The 17,771-nt window shown below is 68.9% G+C and carries 18 protein-coding genes; 13 read left to right on the forward strand and 5 right to left on the reverse strand.

The window, feature by feature from the left end:
- From QZ753_RS00485 to QZ753_RS00495, 3 genes are all read right to left on the reverse strand, one after another.
- Positions 1 to 485: NAD-dependent epimerase/dehydratase family protein (locus tag QZ753_RS00485; protein ID WP_294640211.1), on the reverse strand; the 485-nt coding region annotated here is incomplete at its 3' end.
- Between the two features lie 25 nt (positions 486 to 510).
- Positions 511 to 2,205, reverse strand: a complete 1,695-nt coding sequence (locus tag QZ753_RS00490; RefSeq protein ID WP_294640213.1) for an extracellular solute-binding protein — start codon at positions 2,203 to 2,205, stop codon at positions 511 to 513.
- 9 nt (positions 2,206 to 2,214) lie between these two features.
- Positions 2,215 to 3,165, reverse strand: coding sequence for an NAD(P)-dependent oxidoreductase (locus tag QZ753_RS00495; RefSeq protein ID WP_294640214.1), 951 nt, complete (start codon positions 3,163 to 3,165; stop codon positions 2,215 to 2,217).
- A 316-nt stretch (positions 3,166 to 3,481) separates the two neighbouring features.
- Between QZ753_RS00495 and QZ753_RS00500 the strand changes: the two genes are divergently transcribed.
- The 13 genes from QZ753_RS00500 to QZ753_RS00560 all read left to right on the forward strand — a co-directional run bounded on the left by QZ753_RS00500 (position 3,482) and on the right by QZ753_RS00560 (position 15,999).
- The gene (locus tag QZ753_RS00500; RefSeq protein ID WP_294640216.1) at positions 3,482 to 4,591 is read left to right on the forward strand and encodes an ABC transporter substrate-binding protein; all 1,110 of its coding nucleotides are present in this window, start codon (positions 3,482 to 3,484) and stop codon (positions 4,589 to 4,591) included.
- Between the two features lie 64 nt (positions 4,592 to 4,655).
- Positions 4,656 to 6,146 carry a sugar ABC transporter ATP-binding protein gene (locus QZ753_RS00505; RefSeq protein ID WP_294640218.1) on the forward strand — a complete coding sequence of 497 codons (1,491 nt, stop codon included), beginning with the start codon at positions 4,656 to 4,658 and terminating at the stop codon, positions 6,144 to 6,146.
- A gap of 14 nt (positions 6,147 to 6,160) precedes the next feature.
- Positions 6,161 to 7,120: an ABC transporter permease gene (locus QZ753_RS00510; protein WP_294640219.1), complete on the forward strand. Its 960-nt coding sequence runs from the start codon at positions 6,161 to 6,163 to the stop codon at positions 7,118 to 7,120.
- Positions 7,117 to 8,097 carry an ABC transporter permease gene (locus QZ753_RS00515; protein ID WP_294640221.1) on the forward strand — a complete coding sequence of 327 codons (981 nt, stop codon included), beginning with the start codon at positions 7,117 to 7,119 and terminating at the stop codon, positions 8,095 to 8,097. The genes QZ753_RS00510 and QZ753_RS00515 overlap by 4 nt, the downstream gene beginning before the upstream one ends.
- Before the next feature lie 14 nt (positions 8,098 to 8,111).
- Entirely contained in the window at positions 8,112 to 8,900 is a 789-nt protein-coding gene (locus tag QZ753_RS00520; protein WP_294640223.1) for a glucose 1-dehydrogenase, read from the forward strand.
- A 65-nt stretch (positions 8,901 to 8,965) separates the two neighbouring features.
- Positions 8,966 to 9,733, forward strand: coding sequence for an SDR family NAD(P)-dependent oxidoreductase (locus QZ753_RS00525; protein ID WP_294640225.1), 768 nt, complete (start codon positions 8,966 to 8,968; stop codon positions 9,731 to 9,733).
- A 13-nt stretch (positions 9,734 to 9,746) separates the two neighbouring features.
- Positions 9,747 to 10,829, forward strand: a complete 1,083-nt coding sequence (locus tag QZ753_RS00530; protein WP_294640227.1) for a 2,3-butanediol dehydrogenase — start codon at positions 9,747 to 9,749, stop codon at positions 10,827 to 10,829.
- Positions 10,826 to 11,599 (forward strand): SDR family NAD(P)-dependent oxidoreductase, encoded by a 774-nt coding sequence (locus tag QZ753_RS00535; protein WP_294640229.1) that lies wholly within the window; start codon positions 10,826 to 10,828, stop codon positions 11,597 to 11,599. Before QZ753_RS00530 ends, QZ753_RS00535 begins: the two co-directional genes overlap by 4 nt.
- A gap of 29 nt (positions 11,600 to 11,628) precedes the next feature.
- Positions 11,629 to 11,913, forward strand: a complete 285-nt coding sequence (locus QZ753_RS00540; protein ID WP_294640231.1) for a YciI family protein — start codon at positions 11,629 to 11,631, stop codon at positions 11,911 to 11,913.
- 11 nt (positions 11,914 to 11,924) lie between these two features.
- A complete protein-coding gene (locus QZ753_RS00545; RefSeq protein ID WP_294640233.1) occupies positions 11,925 to 12,926 on the forward strand; it encodes a Gfo/Idh/MocA family oxidoreductase in 1,002 nt (333 codons plus the stop codon).
- Between the two features lie 23 nt (positions 12,927 to 12,949).
- Positions 12,950 to 13,933 carry a zinc-binding dehydrogenase gene (locus QZ753_RS00550; protein WP_294640235.1) on the forward strand — a complete coding sequence of 328 codons (984 nt, stop codon included), beginning with the start codon at positions 12,950 to 12,952 and terminating at the stop codon, positions 13,931 to 13,933.
- 73 nt (positions 13,934 to 14,006) lie between these two features.
- Positions 14,007 to 14,942, forward strand: a complete 936-nt coding sequence (locus QZ753_RS00555; RefSeq protein WP_294640238.1) for an intradiol ring-cleavage dioxygenase — start codon at positions 14,007 to 14,009, stop codon at positions 14,940 to 14,942.
- Positions 14,911 to 15,999 carry a maleylacetate reductase gene (locus tag QZ753_RS00560; protein ID WP_294640240.1) on the forward strand — a complete coding sequence of 363 codons (1,089 nt, stop codon included), beginning with the start codon at positions 14,911 to 14,913 and terminating at the stop codon, positions 15,997 to 15,999. Before QZ753_RS00555 ends, QZ753_RS00560 begins: the two co-directional genes overlap by 32 nt.
- Before the next feature lie 325 nt (positions 16,000 to 16,324).
- On the opposite strand, the gene QZ753_RS00565 is transcribed toward QZ753_RS00560, so the two are convergent.
- Together QZ753_RS00565 and QZ753_RS00570 are read right to left on the reverse strand one after the other, a co-directional pair.
- Positions 16,325 to 16,618, reverse strand: coding sequence for a hypothetical protein (locus QZ753_RS00565; RefSeq protein ID WP_294640242.1), 294 nt, complete (start codon positions 16,616 to 16,618; stop codon positions 16,325 to 16,327).
- Between the two features lie 157 nt (positions 16,619 to 16,775).
- Positions 16,776 to 17,711 (reverse strand): 2-hydroxyacid dehydrogenase, encoded by a 936-nt coding sequence (locus QZ753_RS00570; protein WP_294640244.1) that lies wholly within the window; start codon positions 17,709 to 17,711, stop codon positions 16,776 to 16,778.
- Between the last annotated feature and the right edge of the window lie 60 nt (positions 17,712 to 17,771).

Genomic DNA, 17,771 nt, shown 5'->3' on the forward strand with positions numbered 1-17,771 from the left:
GTGAAGCCGTCGCGCCGGGCGGCGGCAAACACCTCGTCCTCCTGCGCGTAGTAGAAGTTGGCGACGTCGAGCCGGCCCTGTTCCTCGCGGAACGGGGTCTCGGGCAGCTCGCCCTTGCCGTAGGCCTCGAAGGGTCCGAGGTAGTGCTTGAGGCCGGTGACGAGCGCGACGTGACGCACCTCGCCGCCTGCGGCGCGCAGGCCGTCGAGGAGGTTGCGCACCATGCCGGCATTGACGCGGATGTTCTCGGCCTCGGTCGGCTGACGCAACCAGGTCGTGATGAAGACGCTGTCCGGTTTCAGGTCGCGCAGAGCGTTCGCCGTTCCGGATGCATCCTGCAGGTCGGCGGCCACGGGCCGCACACCCGGCTGCTCCACCGGCTTGCGGGCAAGGCCGTGCACCGTCCACCCTTCCGACAGGAGACGCGAGGCCGTCGCGCTGCCCACGATCCCGCTCGCACCCACCACAAGCGCTGTCTTCTTCATCATCGAACTCCTTCGTCTTCAAAGGTCAAACGGGTGCCGGCTGCCGCACGAGCTCGCCGATCGCCGATCCGGCGTCCGCGAGCGCCGCGTCGACGCTCTTATCGCGCGACAGCGCGGCATGGATCTCGCGGCCGATCACGGCCTCCATGCGCGTGTAGACCGGCAGATTCGGGCGCTGCCACGTGGTCAGGAGCTGGCGACGCGCGAGGCCGTCGACGAAGCGCACGATCGGCGAGCCGGCGCTCGCCTCCGGATCGGCGCTGGTCGAGAAGCGCGGCGCGACGGGAAAGCCGTTGCGCACATGCGCGTGCATCGCCTTTTCCGACGTCATCCAGGCGATCGCCTCGGCGGCGAGGCCGACGCGATCCTCCGGCAGATTGGCGGGGATCGCGAGCAGGAAACCGCCGATCGGCGAGGCGCGGCCGCCGCCGGGCCCGGCCGGCTGCGGCAGGTACTCGACCTTGCGCTTCACCACCGACTGGACGTCGTATTCCATGCGCGAGGCGCGCATGGTCCAGCAATAGGCCATGGAGGCGCTGCCCGACAGGAACAGGGACAGGTTCTGGTCCCACGCAAGATCGAGCGCGTCGGGCGGCGCGATCTCGAGGAGGCGGCGCATGTAGTCGAGCGCCGCGCGGCCCGCCGGCCCGTCGATCAGCGAGATCATCTCCTCGGCGTCGCCCGCGCGGATGGGGCCGCCGCCCTTCGGCGCGATCGGGGGCGAGCCGCAGGCGCCGAGGAAGAACAGGAAGGTCGAGGCGATCGGCATGCCGCGCGCGCCGTCGAAGACGATCCCGTAGCGGCCCTGTTCGGGCTGGTGGAAGCGCCGACCGCTGTCGATCACCTCGTCGAAGGTCTTCGGAAACGCGAGGTTGCGCTCCTCGAACAGGTCCTTGCGCGCCGCCAGGATCGCGATCGTGCAGTAGATCGGCACGCCGAACGTCTCGCCCTGCCAGTCGGCGGTGGACTGGATCACCGGATGGAAGTCGGTGAGATCGAGGACGCCGGACGAGATCAGCGGATCGAGGGGACGCAGGAGCCCCTGCCCCGCCATCTCGCCGAGCCAGGGCATGTTGACCGTGACGACGTCGTAGCTCGACACGGGACGCTGCGCGTTCGCTAGAAGCTCGCGGTGGAGATCGGGCAGCCGGCGCAGGCTGAAGTCGCGCGAGGCGGCCAGATTGCTGCGCAGGTCCACCCACATGTTGCGCATGGCCGAGAAGTAGTTGTCGTCGTTGAGCAGGAAGCGGATGTCGAGCCCCGCACCGGCGCGCCGCTCCATCAGGCGCGGCGGCGGCGGCGGATGGGAGGCAAGCGGCGTCCCGCCGAAGTAATACTGCTCCTCGTCCTCGCCCGACCCGCGCAGACCGACCGTGCGCGCGATCAGGGCCTTCATCGACCGCGCATAGGCTAGGAAGGCGCGGCGCATCTCGTCGCCCGGATGGAGCGAATGGCTCTTGCCGGTGCGCCCGCGCGGCACGCGCAGGATCACCCCGCCGTCGACCATCCGCCCGATCAGACGCATCGACGTCGCGTAGGGGACGCCCGTGACCTGCGCCAGCATCGAGACGGTCACCATCTGGCCGCGGATCTCCGACTTCATCAGGAAGGCGGTGATGTTCCAGATCGGCTCGTCGTCGCAGAGCGGCATCGTCTCGCGAAACGGCGCGCGCGTCTGCTCCAGGAACTCGATGACGCGAAGGATCTCGTATTCGTTCAACGCGCGGCCTCAGCGACGATGCGCGGCGGCCTGCTGCCGGTCGTCGCCCGCGCCCGTCGACGCCTCCGCCGGCGCAAAGCCGGCCTGCCGCTCGCACTGTTCGAGGAGCACGAAGAAGTCCTGCCCCGCAAGCCCGGCCGCGTAGGCGCCCTCGTATTGCTGGCGCACCAGCGCGGTCAGCTGCATCGGCACGTGGTCGTGGCGCGCGGCGCCGAGGATCAGGTCGAAGTCCTTCATCATCTGCTCGACCGTGAAGGCCGGGTCGAAGTCGCGCGAGACGAGAAGGTCGCGCTTGTAGGCGAGAAGCGGCGAGGCGACGGCGCTGTGCGCGATGACGTCGAGCATGGTGGCGGTGTCGAGGCCGCCCTTGCGCCCGAGCGTCAGTGCCTCGGCGACGAGCGCCGACATCGAGCCGACCAGCGCATTGAGGACGAGCTTGAGGTAGCGCGCCTCCTCGGCGTTGCCGACATGGAACTGGTGCGCCGAGAAGCAGGCGAGCACCGGCCGCGCGGCATGGAAGGCTGCCTCGGGACCCGACACGATCACCGAGAGCTGGCCGCTCGCGGCCGTCGCGGTCGAGCCGGACACCGGCGCGCGCAGGTAGGCGACGCCCCGTTCGGCAAGGGTCGCGGCCAGCCGCGCGGAGATGTCGGGCGAAACCGTGCTCATCTCCATCAGGATCTGGCCCGGACGCATCTGTCCCGCGAATCCGGCAGGACCGAGCGCCAGTTCATCCAGCACCTGGTCGTTCGGGATCGTCAGCGCCACGATGTCGCTGGCGGCCAGGAGGTCGGCGAGCGTATGGGCGACCTCCGCCCCTTCCGCCACGAGGCTCGCCCGGTTCTGCGCGAGCGGCTCGTAGATCGTGACGGGCATTCCCGCGTTCAGGACGCGCCGGCTCATCGGGCGCCCCATCTTGCCGGTGCCGATCCATCCGACGCGCGGTGCATCCTCACTCATGTCGAAGCTCCTCCCCTCCGGCGCCGCCCGTCTTTTCGCGGGTCCGCCCGGTGAGCCCAAGTTGTGAACGATGCGCCGGGCGCTGTTGAGACGAACGATATCCATTTTGGACAAATCTAGGTTTGTTCTTGGTACGCCTCGGTCATTAACGTGTCGTCAGGGTCGAACGAAGGCCCGTGGGAGGACTACAGCTTTGTTCGCCGAATATCTTGCGGTGCGATAACAGCATTCGCAGGAGAGAACACTTGCGCGCCTTCCAGACATTCCGTCGCTTTGGGAGGAGCTGCATATGAAAACGGGTTTCAGGCGATATCTCTTGAGTGCCGTCGCCGCCATGGCCGGCATCTGCTCGGCCCATGCAGGGCCCTACGAGGGTGCGCCGCGCACGTTCCTGTTCAATCCGTCGCAGGATATCTGCTTCAAGGACACGTCCAAGTACAAGAAGGACGGGCCCTACGTCATCGGCTTCTCGAACGCGGGCCTCGGCGACAGCTGGCGCGTCGTCATGCAGCACTCGGTGATGAAGGCGGCGGCCGAGCACAAGGACAAGATCAAGCAGCTGATCATCACCGATGCCGGCCACGACGACGCCAAGCAGGTCGCCGACATCCAGGACCTGATCTCGCGTCAGGTCGACCTTCTCCTCGTCAGCGCCAACACCGAGCAGGCGCTCGATCCCGCGATCAGCCGGGCGATGCAGCGCGGCATCCCGGTGGTCATGGTCGACCGGCGCATCGCCTCCGACAACTTCATCTCGTTCGTCACGGCCTCCGACACGATGATGGGCCGCCTCTTCGCCCAGTGGATCGTCGAGAAGCTGAACGGCCAGGGCAACGTCATCATGCTGGCCGGCCAGGCGGGCTCCAGCCCGAACGAGATCCGCACCCGCGCGGCCATGCAGGTGTTCAACCAGCACCCCGGCATCAAGATCCTCGACACGGTCTATTCCGACTGGAGCCCGGTAAAGGGCAAGCAGGTCATGCAGGCCGCGATCTCCAAGTACGGCAAGCAGATCAATGCCGTCTGGTCGGCGCACGGCCTCCAGACGCCGGGGTCGATCGAGGCCTTCATCGAGGCGGGCTGGAAAGACGGCGAGATCCCGCCGCACACGACGTCCGACGTCAACGGTCCGCTCCAGCTCGCGCTCCAGCACAAGGTGCCGATGCTCGAAGTCGGCTATCCGCCGGCCATGGGGGGTGTTGGCATCGACGTCGCGCTGAAGGTGCTCGACGGGCAGACCGTGCCCTGCATCTACGAGATCAACTCGCAGATCGCGACGACGGACGGCGACGAGACCGCCTCGATCCGCCGCGACCTGCCGATCTCGGAGGTCGTGGTGCCGAACGGCCCCGCCGACATGCTCGTCACCGGCGGCATGGGCGCGGACTACAATCCGACGACCTACAGCGTCGACTACCCCCGCTGATGTCGAACGGCGGCCCGGCTCCGGCCGGGCCGCCCATCCCCCAGTCTGTCGCGGGAGACCGGCCATGCTGATGCTCAAGGGTATTGCCAAGGGCTTTCCGGGCGTGCGCGCCCTCAACGACGTCGATTTCGAAGCACGATCGGGCGAGATCCATGCGCTGGTCGGCGAGAACGGCGCGGGCAAGTCGACGCTGACGCGCGTGATCGCGGGCGTCCACCAGCCCGATGCCGGCACCATCACCTTCGACGGCCAGCCGACGGTCTGGAAGGGTCCGGGCGACGCCAAGCGGCACGGCGTCCACGTGATCTACCAGGAATTCGTCCTCTTCCCGCATCTCAGCGTCGCCGAGAACATCTTCATCGGTCACGAGCGCCGCAACCGGCTCGGCCTCATCGACCACCGCCGCACCCGCGCCGACGCCAAGGCGCTCCTGGAGCGGTTCGGCATCGACATCGATCCGCGCAGCCGTGTCCGCGACCTGTCGGTCGCCGACCAGCAGATGGTCGAGATCGCCAAGGCGCTGATCCACGACGTCAAGCTCCTGATCCTCGACGAGCCGACCGCCGTGATCTCCGGCCGCGAGGTCGACGTCCTGTTCGAGCGCCTTCGCCGCCTGCGCGATGCCGGCGTCGCCATCGTCTACATCTCCCATCGGCTGGAGGAAATCTTCGCCCTCTGCGACCGCGTGACCGTCCTCAAGGACGGCGGCTTCGTCGCCAGCCGGCCGATCGGCGAGGTGACGCGCGACCAGCTCATCGCGCTCATGGTCGGGCGCAACCTCGCCGAACTCTTTCCCAAGCGCCGTGGGCCGAAGACGCCCGGTCCCGTGGTCGTCGAGGCGCGCGACATCGACGTGCCCGGACGCGTGCGCGGCGCCTCGATCGCGTTGCGGGCGGGCGAGATCACGGGGCTCGCCGGCATGGTCGGCGCCGGGCGATCGGAACTGGCTCTCGCCCTGTTCGGCGCCTTGAAGAAAAGCGGCGGCGAGGTCCTCGTCGAGGGACGAACCGTCGACATCGGTTCGCCGCGCCGCGCGATCGAGCTCGGGATCGGCCTCGTGACCGAGGACCGCAAGGGCCAGGGCCTCGCCATGCTCCTCGACGTCGCCGCCAACGTGTCGGCGTCGACGCTGCCCGAATTCACGCGGGCCGGCCTCTTCGACCGGCGCCGCGAGGACGCGGTCGCCGACGAGGCCATCGCCTCCTTCCGCATCGCCTGCCGCGGCCCCGGCACGCCGGTCGCGGTGATGTCGGGCGGCAACCAGCAGAAGGTGATCGTCGCCCGCTGGGCGCGCACCTCGACGCGGCTCCTGATCCTCGACGAGCCGACGCGCGGCGTCGACGTGGGCGCCAAGACCGAGATCTACCGCATCATGCAGGAACTCGCCGACCGCGGCGTCGCGATCCTGATGATCTCGTCGGAACTCCCCGAGATCGTCGGCATGTCGGAGCGCGTCGTCGTCATGCGCGAAGGCCTCGTCACCGGCGAACTCGGGCCCGGTGAGATCACCGAGGAAGCCGTGGTCGAACTCGCCACGCGCCGCATGGCCGGCTGAAGGAGGGAGAACGCATGTCCGCCACCCTGTCGCGCGCCCTGACCGGAAGCCGAACCGGCCTCCTCGTCGTCCTCGCCCTCCTCGTCGCCCTGTTCGCCGTCGGCGCCTTCGTCTCCGACCGGTTCGCCACCACGGGCAATATCCTCAACGTCTACGAGCAGTCGACGGGCCTGGCGCTCGTCAGCCTCGGCCAGACGCTGACGGTGCTGACCGGCGGCATCGACCTGTCGGTCGGCTCGGTGGTGAGCCTCCTGTCGATGCTGACCTCTGGCCTCATCGACGGGCGCGCCGAGATGGTCGTGCCGGTGTTGGCCGGCGTGCTCGCCCTCGGCACCCTGATCGGTGCCCTCAACGGTGGCCTGATCGTGTCGACCGGCGTCCATCCCCTGATCGTCACGCTCGGCACGGGGGCCATCGTGCAGGGCATCGCCCTTCTCTACGGTCTCGGACCGGTCGGCGGCGTGCCGCTGGAGTTCGACGTCTTCGCCTACGGCACCTTCGCCGGCGGCCTGTCGATCGGCGCGACGATCGCGCTCGCGCTCTTCCTTCTCGTCTCGTTCTTCCTGAACAACACCCGCACGGGACGACGCATCTATGCGGTGGGCGACGACGCGCACGCCGCCGACCTGATGGGTCTGCCGCGTCGGCGGATCCTCGTCGGGGTGTATGCCGCCTCGGGTTTCTTCGCCGCGCTCACCGCGATCTACCTCGTCAGCCGCTTCAGCGCTGGCCAGCCCTACACCGGCGCCAACTACACGCTCGCCTCGATCACGCCGGTCGTCGTCGGCGGCACGATGCTGACGGGTGGGCGCGGCGGGGTGATCGGCACGCTGCTCGGCGTCTACCTCGTCTCACTTCTCAACAACATGCTGAACTTCCTCGACATCTCGAGCCACTACCAGCTCGTCGTTCAGGGTCTCGTCATCATCCTGGCCGTGTCGGTCTACGTCGAAAAGCAGCGGGGGCTGGCATGAGCGAGGCACGGACCACCTTGGTGAAGCCCCTCGACGCGGCCCTGGCGCCCGCGCCCTTCCGGCGGCACCTATCGCGCTACGGCATCCTGATCTTCCTGCTTCTCGTCCTCGCGGTCGGCGGGGCGGCGGCACCGGGCTTCCTGTCGGGTGCCAACGTCTCGAACATGCTGCTGCAGTTCGCCCCGCTCGGCATCGTGGTGATCGGCCAGACCTTCGTGATCCTGGTGCGCGGCCTCGACCTGTCGGTCGCCTCGGTCATGGCGACGGCCGCCGTCACCGCCACCGCCTTCAACGGCGTCAACGCCGACGTGCCCTTCGTCTTCGCCACCGCGATCGCGATCGGGATGGCGGTCGGCCTCGTCAACGGCCTTCTCGTGACGCGCCGCCGCGTGTCGCCGTTCCTCGCGACGCTCGCCACGATGATCGTGCTGCAGGGCGCGCGCACGGCCTGGACGCAAGGCGCGCCCTCGGGGAACGTGCCGCCCCTCTTCCGCACGATCGGCGCCGGCACCTTCAACGGCGTTCCCTACAACATCTTCTTCCTCGTCGCCGTGGCGATCCTCGCGGCCGTCGCGCTTCACCGCAGCGCCTTCGGCCGACGCGTCTTCATCACCGGCGGCAATCCCGTCACCGCCCATCTCGTCGGCATCCGCTCCGACCTCGTCACCCTCCTCGCCTACGTCGTCAGCGGGGCCTGCGCGGCGCTCGCGGGGCTGGTGCTCGCCGGCTTCGTCGGGGTCGTCGACAACTTCGTCGGCCGTGGTTTCGAACTCGACTCGATCGTGGCGGCCGTGGTCGGCGGCATCGCGCTCTCGGGCGGTAAGGGGACGGTCGCCGGCGCCCTCACCGGGGCGGCCATCCTCGTCGCGATCTCCAACCTCGTCGTGATGCTCGGCCTGCCCGTGCAGATGCAGATCATCCTGAAGGGCGTCGTGATCATCGTGGCCGCCAGCTTCTACGTGAAGCGCGGGCGCTGAAGGGAGCAACGGACATGACACACTCTCTCGACGGCCGCAGCATCATCGTCACCGGCGCCGGGCGCGGCATCGGCGAGGCCATCGCCCGCGATCTCGCGGCCAGGGGCGCAAGAGTCGCGGTGGCCGATCTCGACGGGGCCCGCGCGGAAGCGGTCGCGGACGCCATCCGCAGCGATGGCGGCGCCGCGATCGGAATCGACGTCGACGTGTCGCGGCGCGACAGCGTGAGCGCCATGGTGGAGCGGACGGTCGCCGAGTTCGGCCGGCTCGACGTTCTCTTCAACAATGCCGGCATCAGCCAGACCTGCCCCTTCATGGAGGTGAGCGAGGCCGACTTCGACCGCATCATGGCGGTGAACGGGCGCGGCGTCCTCCTCGGCACGCAGGAAGCCGCCCGGCAGATGATCAGCCAGGGTGGCGGCGGCAAGATCGTCAACACCGCCTCGATCGCGGGCAAGCAGGGCTACCCGCTCTTTGCCCACTACTGCGCCTCGAAGTTCGCCGTCGTGGCGCTCACGCAGGCTGCAGCCCGCGCGCTCGCCGAGCACCGCATCACGGTCAACGCCTTCGCGCCGGGCGTCGTGGCCACCGAGCTCTGGCAACAGCTCGACCGCGAGTTCATGGACCACGGCCTGACCGAGACGCCCTCGCAGGCGATCAACGAGTTCTCGCAGTCGATCCTCATCGGCCGGCCTTCGACGCCCGCCGACATCGTCGGAACCACGGCGTTCCTCGCCTCCCCCGCCTCCGACACCATGACCGGCCAGACGGTGATGATCGACGGCGGGATGGTTCTCACCTGACCCCGGAACGGGTCCGGCTCTGCGCGAGCCCTCAAGACATAGACGCAATCGAACGGGAGGACATCATGGCACGGCTCGAAGGAAAGGTGGCGATAGTCACCGGTGGCGGCACCGGCATCGGCGAGGCGACGTGCCACCGCTTTGCCGAAGAGGGCGCGCGCGTCGCCGTGTTCGACGTGGTCGAGGATGCGGGACGCGAGACCGTGGAGACGATCCGCAGGACAGGCGCGCAAGCCGAGTTCCACCGCTGCGACGTGTCGAAGGAGAGCGATGTCGAGAGTGCCGTCGGCGCCGTCGTCTCGCAGTGGGGCACGCTCGACGTGCTGGTCAACAATGCGGCCATCACCGGCGTCAACAAGCTGGCGCACGAGGTGGCGGTCGAGGACTGGGACCGCATCTTCGCCGTCAACGTGCGCGGCGTCTTCCTCTGCACCAAGCATGCCGTGCGCGCGATGATGGAGAGGAAGCGCGGCTCGATCGTCAACTTCTCGTCGATCTACGGCCTCATCGGCAACGACGACCTGCCGCCCTACCACGCCACCAAGGGCGCGGTGCTCGCGATGACCAAGACGGACGCGATCTGCTACGGCCAGCACGGCATTCGCGTCAACGCGGTGCATCCCGGCTCGACCAAGACCCCGCTCTTCATGAAGGCCGGGGAGACCTATCCGGGCGGCCTCGACCACTACCTCGAGATGATGTCCGCCAAGCACGTTCTGCCGCTGGCCGAGCCAGTCGACATCGCCAACTGCGTGCTCTTCCTCGCCTCCGACGAATCCCGTTTCGTGACGGGCGCCAGCCTCGTCTGCGACGGCGGCTACACGGCACAGTAAGGGGGAGCGTGTCATGAAAGCTGTCCGCTATCACGCCCAGCGCGACATCCGGCTGGAGGACGTCCCGGCGCCTTCCGAAGACCTCGCGCCCGACGAGGTCCTCGTCGAGCCGCTGGTGTGCGGCATCTGCGGAACGGACCTGCATGAATACGTGGCGGGGCCGATCGTGACCCCGATCCAGCCGCACGTCTATTCCGGCGCCACGCTGCCGCAGATCCTCGGCCACGAGTTCTCCGCCCGCGTCCTCAAGGTCGGCAGCGAGATCAGCCATGTCGCGCCCGGCGACAAGGTTTCCATCCAGCCGTTGATCTCGCCGCGGGACGACTATTACGGTCGTCGCGGCCTCTATCATCTCAGCGAGAAGATGGCCTGCGTCGGCCTGTCCTGGGCATGGGGCGGGCTCGGGGAACGGGCGGTCCTCAACGGCTACAACGTCTTCAAGGTCTCCGAAGGGCTGACCGACGTCCAGGCGGCCATGATCGAGCCGGCCGCCGTCGCGCTCTACGGCGTTGACCGCGGCCGGGTGGAGGCAGGATCGAGCGTCCTCGTCTCGGGGATCGGGCCCATCGGCGCGCTGACGCTTCTGGCGGTCAAGGCGGCGGGCGCCGCGCCGATCTTTGTCTCCGAGCCCAACCCGAACCGGCGGGCGCTGGCGAAGGAATTGGTGCCGGAGGCGGTCGTCTTCGATCCGCGCTCGGGTGAGGACATTCCGGCCGCGATCCGCGCTGCGACGGAGGACGGGGTCGGCGTCGACGTCGCGCTCGAATGCGTCGGCGCCGAGGCCTCGCTCAATCTCTGCGTCGATGCCGTTCGCCGTCGGGGCACCGTCGTCCAGGTCGGGCTGCACATCAGGCGCGCCTCCGTCGATGCGATGCTCTGGGCGCTGAAGGACATCACGGTCGAGGCGACGTGGTGCTATCCGACCGACATCTGGCCGCGCGTCGCCGCGATGATCGAGAGCGGCAGCTTCCCGGTCGAGAAGATCGTCACCGCGACGATCCGCCCGGACGAGGTCGTCGACAAGGGCTTCGAGGCGCTGCTCGACCCGACGGGCCGCAACATGAAGATCCTCGTGGAGATGGGAGGCTCGGCGTGAGCGCGGCGGACAGGCTCCGTCTCGACGAGCGCATCGTCGTCGTCACCGGCGGCGCCGGCGGCATCGGCCGCGCGACCTGTCGCGAGCTCGCCCGGCTCGGGGCGACCGTCGTCGCGGCCGACCGGGACGAGGCGGTGCGATCCGTCGCAGAGGACCTTGCGAACGAGGGCCTTAGCGCCGACTGGATCGCCTTCGACGTGACGGATTCCCGGTCCATCGACGCCGCGCGCGACGAAATCCTGTCGCGGCACGGCCGGGTCGATCTCCTCTTCGCCAATGCCGGCATGGCCTACGAGCGGCCGGGCGCCGATCACTCGGACGAGGACTGGCAGCGCGTCATGCGCATCAACCTCGACGGCGTCTACTTCACCATCCGCGCCTTCGCCGCGAACATGTTGGAGCGCGGACGCGGCGCAATCGTCGCGACGTCCTCGATCGCGGGCGTCAAGGTGGTCCGGCCGGAGCTGCACGTCGGCTACGACGTGTCGAAGGCCGGCGTCGCGCACATGTGCCGCGTTCTCGGCGTCGAATGGGCAAAGCGGGGCGTTCGCGTGAACGCCGTCGGCCCCGGCTACACCGACACGGTCATGCTGGCGGAGGTCGGCATCAAGCAGCCCGAGATCATGGCCCGCTGGATGGACGATCAGCCGATCGGCCGCCTCGTCTCGCCGGACGAGATCGCAAGCGCCGTCGCCTTCCTGCTCTCGGACGCGGCGAGCGGCATCACCGCGCAACTTCTCATGGTCGACGGCGGCTACTCGGCCGCCTGATCCTCCCCAGTCGCAAACGGACCCCTGTCATGCACTTCATCGTCCATTGCCTCGACCGGCCGAACGCCGTCCAGGACCGCCTCGCGCACTACGACGCGCACAAGGCCTATCTCGCGTCCGCCTCCGTCAGGAGCGTCATCTCGGGGCCGCTGGTGGCCGACGACAACGAGACCATGATCGGCTCGCTCTTCCTCCTCGAAGCCGACAGCAAGGACGAGGTCCTCGCCTTCAACGCCGCCGATCCCTTCAACCGGGCCGGCATCTGGGAAAAGGTGGAGATCCACCCGTTCCTCAAGCGCGTCGACAACCGCTAGGAGCCGCCACGATGGAACCCGTCAAGACAGCGATCGTCGGCCTCGGATGGTGGGGCCGCAAGATGACCCGCCTGATGTCGGGCGGCGATGCCGGACTGAAGCTCGTGCGCGCGGTCGACCCCGCGCCGGAGGCGGCGGAGTTCGCCGCACAATACGGCATGGCCTTCTCGGCCGATCTCGAGACCGCGCTCGCCGACCCCGCCGTCGAAGCCGTGATCCTCGCGACCCCGCACGCGCTGCACGAGGCGCAGATCGAGGCCTGCGTCGCGGCCGGCAAGCACGTCTTCTGCGAGAAGCCGCTGGCGCTCACGAAGGCCGGCGCGGAAAAGGCCGTCCGGCTCTGCACCGACGCCGGGCTCGTGCTCGGCATGGGCCACGAGCGCCGCTTCGAGCCGCCGATCGCCGAGATCCTCGATCTCGCGCGCGAGGACGGTCTCGGCCGCATCCTTCAGATCGAGGCCAATTTCAGCCACGACAAGTTCCTGTCGCTGCCGGCCGAGAACTGGCGGCTGAAGGCGGACCAGGCGCCCGCCGGCGGCATGACGGCGACCGGCATCCACCTGACGGATCTCGCCGTGAAGCTGATGGGCCCGGCGTCCGACGTCCGCGTGTCCTGCGAGAATCTCGCGTCGAGCATCCCGCAGGGCGACACGATGAGCGCGCATGTGCGCTTCCGGGGCGGCGGCTCGGCCTATGTCTCGGCGACGCTCGCCACGCCTTTCGTCTCGCGCTTCGCCGTCTTCGGCACCAAGGGCTGGATCGAGGTGCGCGACAAGACCCATGTCGAGGCGCCGAGCGGCTGGATCGTCACGCGAGCCTCGACGGGCTCGCCGATCACGGTGGCCGAGGTCGGCGCCGCCGAGCCGGTGCGCGACAACCTGCGCGCCTTTGCCCGCGCGGTCCGGGGCGAGGCGCCCTATCCGATTACCGGCGAGGAGATGATCGCCAATATCGCGCTTCTGGAAGCCATCGTCCGCTCGGCGGAACATGGCGCCGTGGAAGCTGTCCACTAACCGCGTCCCGGGAGAGACACGCCATGAAAGCCCTGATCTTCGAAGCCCCTGAGAAGCCCGTCGTCGCCGACGTCGAGATGCCGCGGATCGCCCCGACCGAGGTCTTGGTGAGGACGCGCGCCGTCGGCATCTGCCACTCCGACTACGAGCTCCTCGCCGGCCGCTACATCATCCCGATCTCCTATCCGGTGACGCCTGGCCACGAATGGGCGGGCGAGATCGTCGAGGTCGGCCGCGACGTGAAGGGCTTTGCGGTCGGCGACCGGGTGGTGGGCGAATGCGTGGTTCGCACGCCCGAACGGCTTCACCACTTCGGCTTCTCCTTGAGCGGCGCCGACCGGGAATACTTCAACGTCAATCCGGAATGGCTGCACAAGCTGCCCGACGCCGTCGACGACAAGAAGGCCTCGCTGATCGAACCCTTCACCTGCGGCTTCTACGCCGTCCAGCGTTCGGGCGGCACCAATGCCAGCGAGACGGTCGTGGTCTCGGGTGGCGGCACGATCGGTCTCGTCTCGGCGGCAGCGGCGATCGGCATGGGCGCACGGGTCATCGTGGTCGATCCCATCGCCAAGCGGCGCGAGGTGGCGCTCGCCCTCGGCGCCGACCAGGCCCTCGACCCGTCCGACGGCGGCGCGGTCGAGCGCGTGATGCAGCTGACCGGCGGCCGGGGTGCCGATCTCGTCATCGAGGCGGCCGGTCACGACGCCTCGCTCGCCGCGACCTTCGAATTCGCGCGCGAGGAAGGCCGCGTGTCGATGGTCGGCATCAACATCGGGCGCAAGGTGTCGGTGAACCTCGGCCTGATCCAGATGAAGAACCTCGAGGTGAAGGGCTGCATCGGCTCGCCCGGCGTCTGGCCGGCTGCGATCCGCTTCCTGGAGCGCACTGGGCTCGACCTGTCGCCGATCCAGACGCACGAGTTCGCGCTGACGGAAGCCGTCGAGGCCTTCCGCCTCGGCGCCGACCCGCAGGCCTGCATCAAGGTCACGCTGCTCGCGGCCTGACCGTCTTCCACGAAGCTCGATGACGAAACGGGAGCCGCCCGGCCCGGCCGGCGGTCCCGTCGAAGGAGACGCGATGACCGACGCAACCGATCCGACCGCCGGCGACGGCTACTTCACGGAGGAGAACTCCGCCGAGGTCGTCATCGCGCGCAACCGGGATGCCCGGGACGAGCGGCTGAAGACCGTGATGGACAGCGCGGTGCGCCACCTCCATGCCTTCGTGAAGGAGGTCGAGCCGTCCAACGCCGAATGGATGCGGGTGATCGAGTTCCTCACCGCGACCGGTCACATCACGAGCGACTGGCGGCAGGAATGGATCCTCCTGTCCGACATCCTCGGCGTCTCGATGCTGGTCGATGCGATCGACAACCGCAAGCCGCGCGGCGCCACCGAGACGACGGTGCTCGGTCCCTTCCACGTCTCCAACGCCCCGCACTACGAGAACGGCCACGACATCTGTCTCGACGGCAAGGGCGAGAAGCTGCTCGTGACCGGGCGCGTCGTCGACACGGACGGGCGCCCGATCGCGGGTGCCACGCTCGACGTCTGGCAGGCCAACGACGAGGGCTTCTACGACGTGCAGCAGCAGGGCGTGCAGCCGGACTTCAACCTGCGCGGCGTCTTCACCTCGGGCCTCGACGGCGAGTTCTGGTTCCGCTCGGTCAAGCCGCGCTTCTACCCGATCCCGGCCGACGGCCCGGTCGGCCAGTTGCTGGGCGCCCTCGGCCGCCACCCCTACCGTCCCGCCCATATCCATTTCATCGTGGGCGCGCCGGGGTTCGAAGAGGTGACGACACACCTCTTCACGCCGGACTGCCCGTATCTGCACACCGACGCGGTGTTCGGCGTGAAGGCCGACCTCATCGCCGACTTCCAGACGGTCGACGACGCGGCACGGGCCGCCGAACTCGGCTTCCCCAATCCCTTCACGAAAGTGGACTGGACCTTCGTGCTCGCCCGCTCCGAGGAAAGGTCCGATGACGCCGACAAGGGCCGCCACGATGCGTGACTTCGTCTACAACGCCCACCCGGCCCGCGTGATCTTCGGCTCCGGCACGCTCGCGCGGCTGCCGGAAGAGGTCGAGCGCCTCGGCCTGTCGCGTGTGCTCGTGGTGGCGACGCTCGAGCAGGAAGCCGACGCGCATCGCATCGCCGGGCGCATCGGGGCGCGGGCGGCCGGCGTCTTCGCCGGCGCCCGGATGCACACTCCGAACGACGTCACCGCAAGGGCCATGAATGTCGTCACGGCCAACGGCATCGACGGGCTGGTGGCGGTCGGCGGCGGCTCGACCACGGGGCTCGCCAAGGCCATCGCGCTGCGCACCGACCTGCCGCAGATCGTCGCCCCGACGACCTATGCCGGCTCCGAGATGACGCCGATCCTCGGCGAGACCGAGAACGGCCGCAAGGTCACGAAATCCGATCCGAGAATCCTGCCCGAGGTCGTCATCTACGACGTCGACCTCACGCTGACGCTTCCCGTCGCGATGTCGGTCACCAGCGGCATGAACGCCATCGCCCATGCGGTCGAGGCGCTCTATGCCCGCGAGGCGAACCCGATCATCTCGATGATGGCCGAGCGCGCGGTCGAAAGCCTAGGCATGGCCCTGCCCGCGATCCACCGGCACCCGGACGATCGCGAGGCCCGGTCGGATGCCCTGTTCGGGGCCTGGCTCTGCGGCGTCTGCCTCGGCAGCGTCGGCATGGCGCTCCACCACAAGATCTGCCACACGCTGGGCGGCACCTACAACCTGCCGCACGCCGAGACGCATACGGCGGTGCTGCCGCACGCGATCGCCTACAATGCCGGCGCCGCGCCGGAGGCGATGCAGGCGCTGCGGCGTGCCCTGCGCACGGACGATCCGGCGGCCGCGACCTTCGATCTCGCCGAGCGGCTCGGCGCCAAGATGGCGCTCCAATCCTTCGGCCTGCCCGAGAGGGCGATCGACGACGTGCCGGACCTCGTGCTGGCCAACCCCTACTGGAACCCGGCCCCGCTCGAACGGGACACGCTGCGGACGCTCGTCGCCGACGCCTTCGCCGGACGACGCCCGTCCGCGAGGTGAGGTCGTCGGGCCGGGCTCCATTGTGCCTCGCCATTCAGCATCATCACGACGGGAAACCGGCGAAACGGAAAGTGTCCCTGACAGTTTCGCCTGTGCCTCGCTCCAGCGGCGCCCGATTCACCGTCGGAGGAACGGATGAGACGGAAGGCTCGCTGGAGACCGGTCCGTTCGTCTCGCCCCCCTTTCCTGAGGCGAGCGGCGGCTGCGCGCAGGCCATCGCAGCGCGATGGCGTGGCCCGCGGCACGCCCGGCCTGCTCCCATCAGGTCGCCCAATCGAAAGAACGGCGGCGCACAGCAGGTCGACGGGCTGGTCGCAACGCAGGGTCAGGGATGCGCCGCCTCGCCGGGCGCCTCCAGCGCGGTCACCTGGCTCTCCGGAAGCGAGGCCGGCATGTAGTGGTCGGTGCGGGCCGAAAGGCGGGCTCCGGTGAGGACGCGCGATCCGGCGTGATGCACGGAAAGCGCCTGCGGGCATCGCGACGCCAGCGTTTCCCGGTCGCGCGCCTCCAGCGCGGAACAGGCCGGCGTCGTCGGTGCCTCCGCTCCGGCGAGAAGCCCCGCCAGCCACTTAAGCCACGGCGCCCGGTCGGCGGCGTCGAGCGGCAAGCCCGCGCGCATCTTCGCGACGTTCCGGGCCAGGTGGACATCGTCGGCATCGAGGAAGCGGAACCCATGCCGGCCCGCCAGCGCCGGCCCCGACGTGGTCTTGCCCGAACCGCACACGCCCTCACGACGACGACGGACGCCCCGTTCGAGGCCGCGCGAGCCGGCCCACTCAAACGAGCGCCGTCGGCATTTCGCGTCCGGCAAAGTGGGCGTCGAGATTGGCGAGCACGAGATCCGCCATCGCTTGGCGCGTCTCATGCGTGGCGCTCGCCATATGCGGGGTGAGGACGACGTTGGGCAGGGAGAAGAAGCGCTCGGGCACACGCGGCTCGTCGGCGAAGACATCGAGCGCGGCGCCGGCGATGCGCCCGGCCTCCAGCGCGTCGAGAAGCGCCGCCTCGTCGACCAGCGATCCGCGTGCGACGTTGACGAGAACGCCTTTCGTGCCCAGCGCATCGAGAACGCCGGCATCCACGACGTTGCGCGTTTCCGGGGAAGCCGAGGCCGCGATGACCAGGACGTCGCTCCAGGCCGCGAGTTCATGGAGGCTCCCGACGGCGCGCACGGCGGTCTCGACCGGCGAACGGCTGGCATAGGCGAGTTCTGCATCGAACCCTTCGAGCCGACGCGCGATAGCCTGGCCGATCCGCCCGAAACCGAAGATCCCGTAGCGGCGGCGCGAGACCTTCGAGCCGAGGGCCAAGTCGCCCGACGGCCAGCGACCGGCGCGCACATGGCCGTCGCCGCGCGGAATCTGGCGGAGCGCTGAGACGATGAGGCCGATCGCGAGATCGGCGACGTCCTCGGTCAGGACGTCGGGCGTGTTGGAAACGCGCACCCCTCGCCGCTTCGCCTCGGCGAGATCGACCTTGTCGAAACCGACGCCGTTGATGGCGACGATCTCGAGCGCCGGAAGGCGCGCGGCAAGCTCGGCCGAAATGCCGATGTGCCCGCCGGTGACGACGCCGCGAACACGGGATGCATTCTCGGCAAGGAACGCATCGGCGTCGGCCACCTCGAAGAAGCGATGAACGATGAACCGCTCGGCGAGCGCCTTCTCCAAGGCAGGCATGAGCGGGCAGAGCTGCAGGAGTTCTGTGGGCATGGATGGCCTACCTGATGTCGGAGCGCATGAACTGCGCAAGCTTCGGGGTCCCGGGATTGC

Origin of the sequence: uncultured Aureimonas sp. (genome assembly GCF_913775355.1) — a bacterium.
In the GTDB taxonomy this organism is placed as follows: Bacteria; Pseudomonadota; Alphaproteobacteria; order Rhizobiales; family Rhizobiaceae; genus Aureimonas.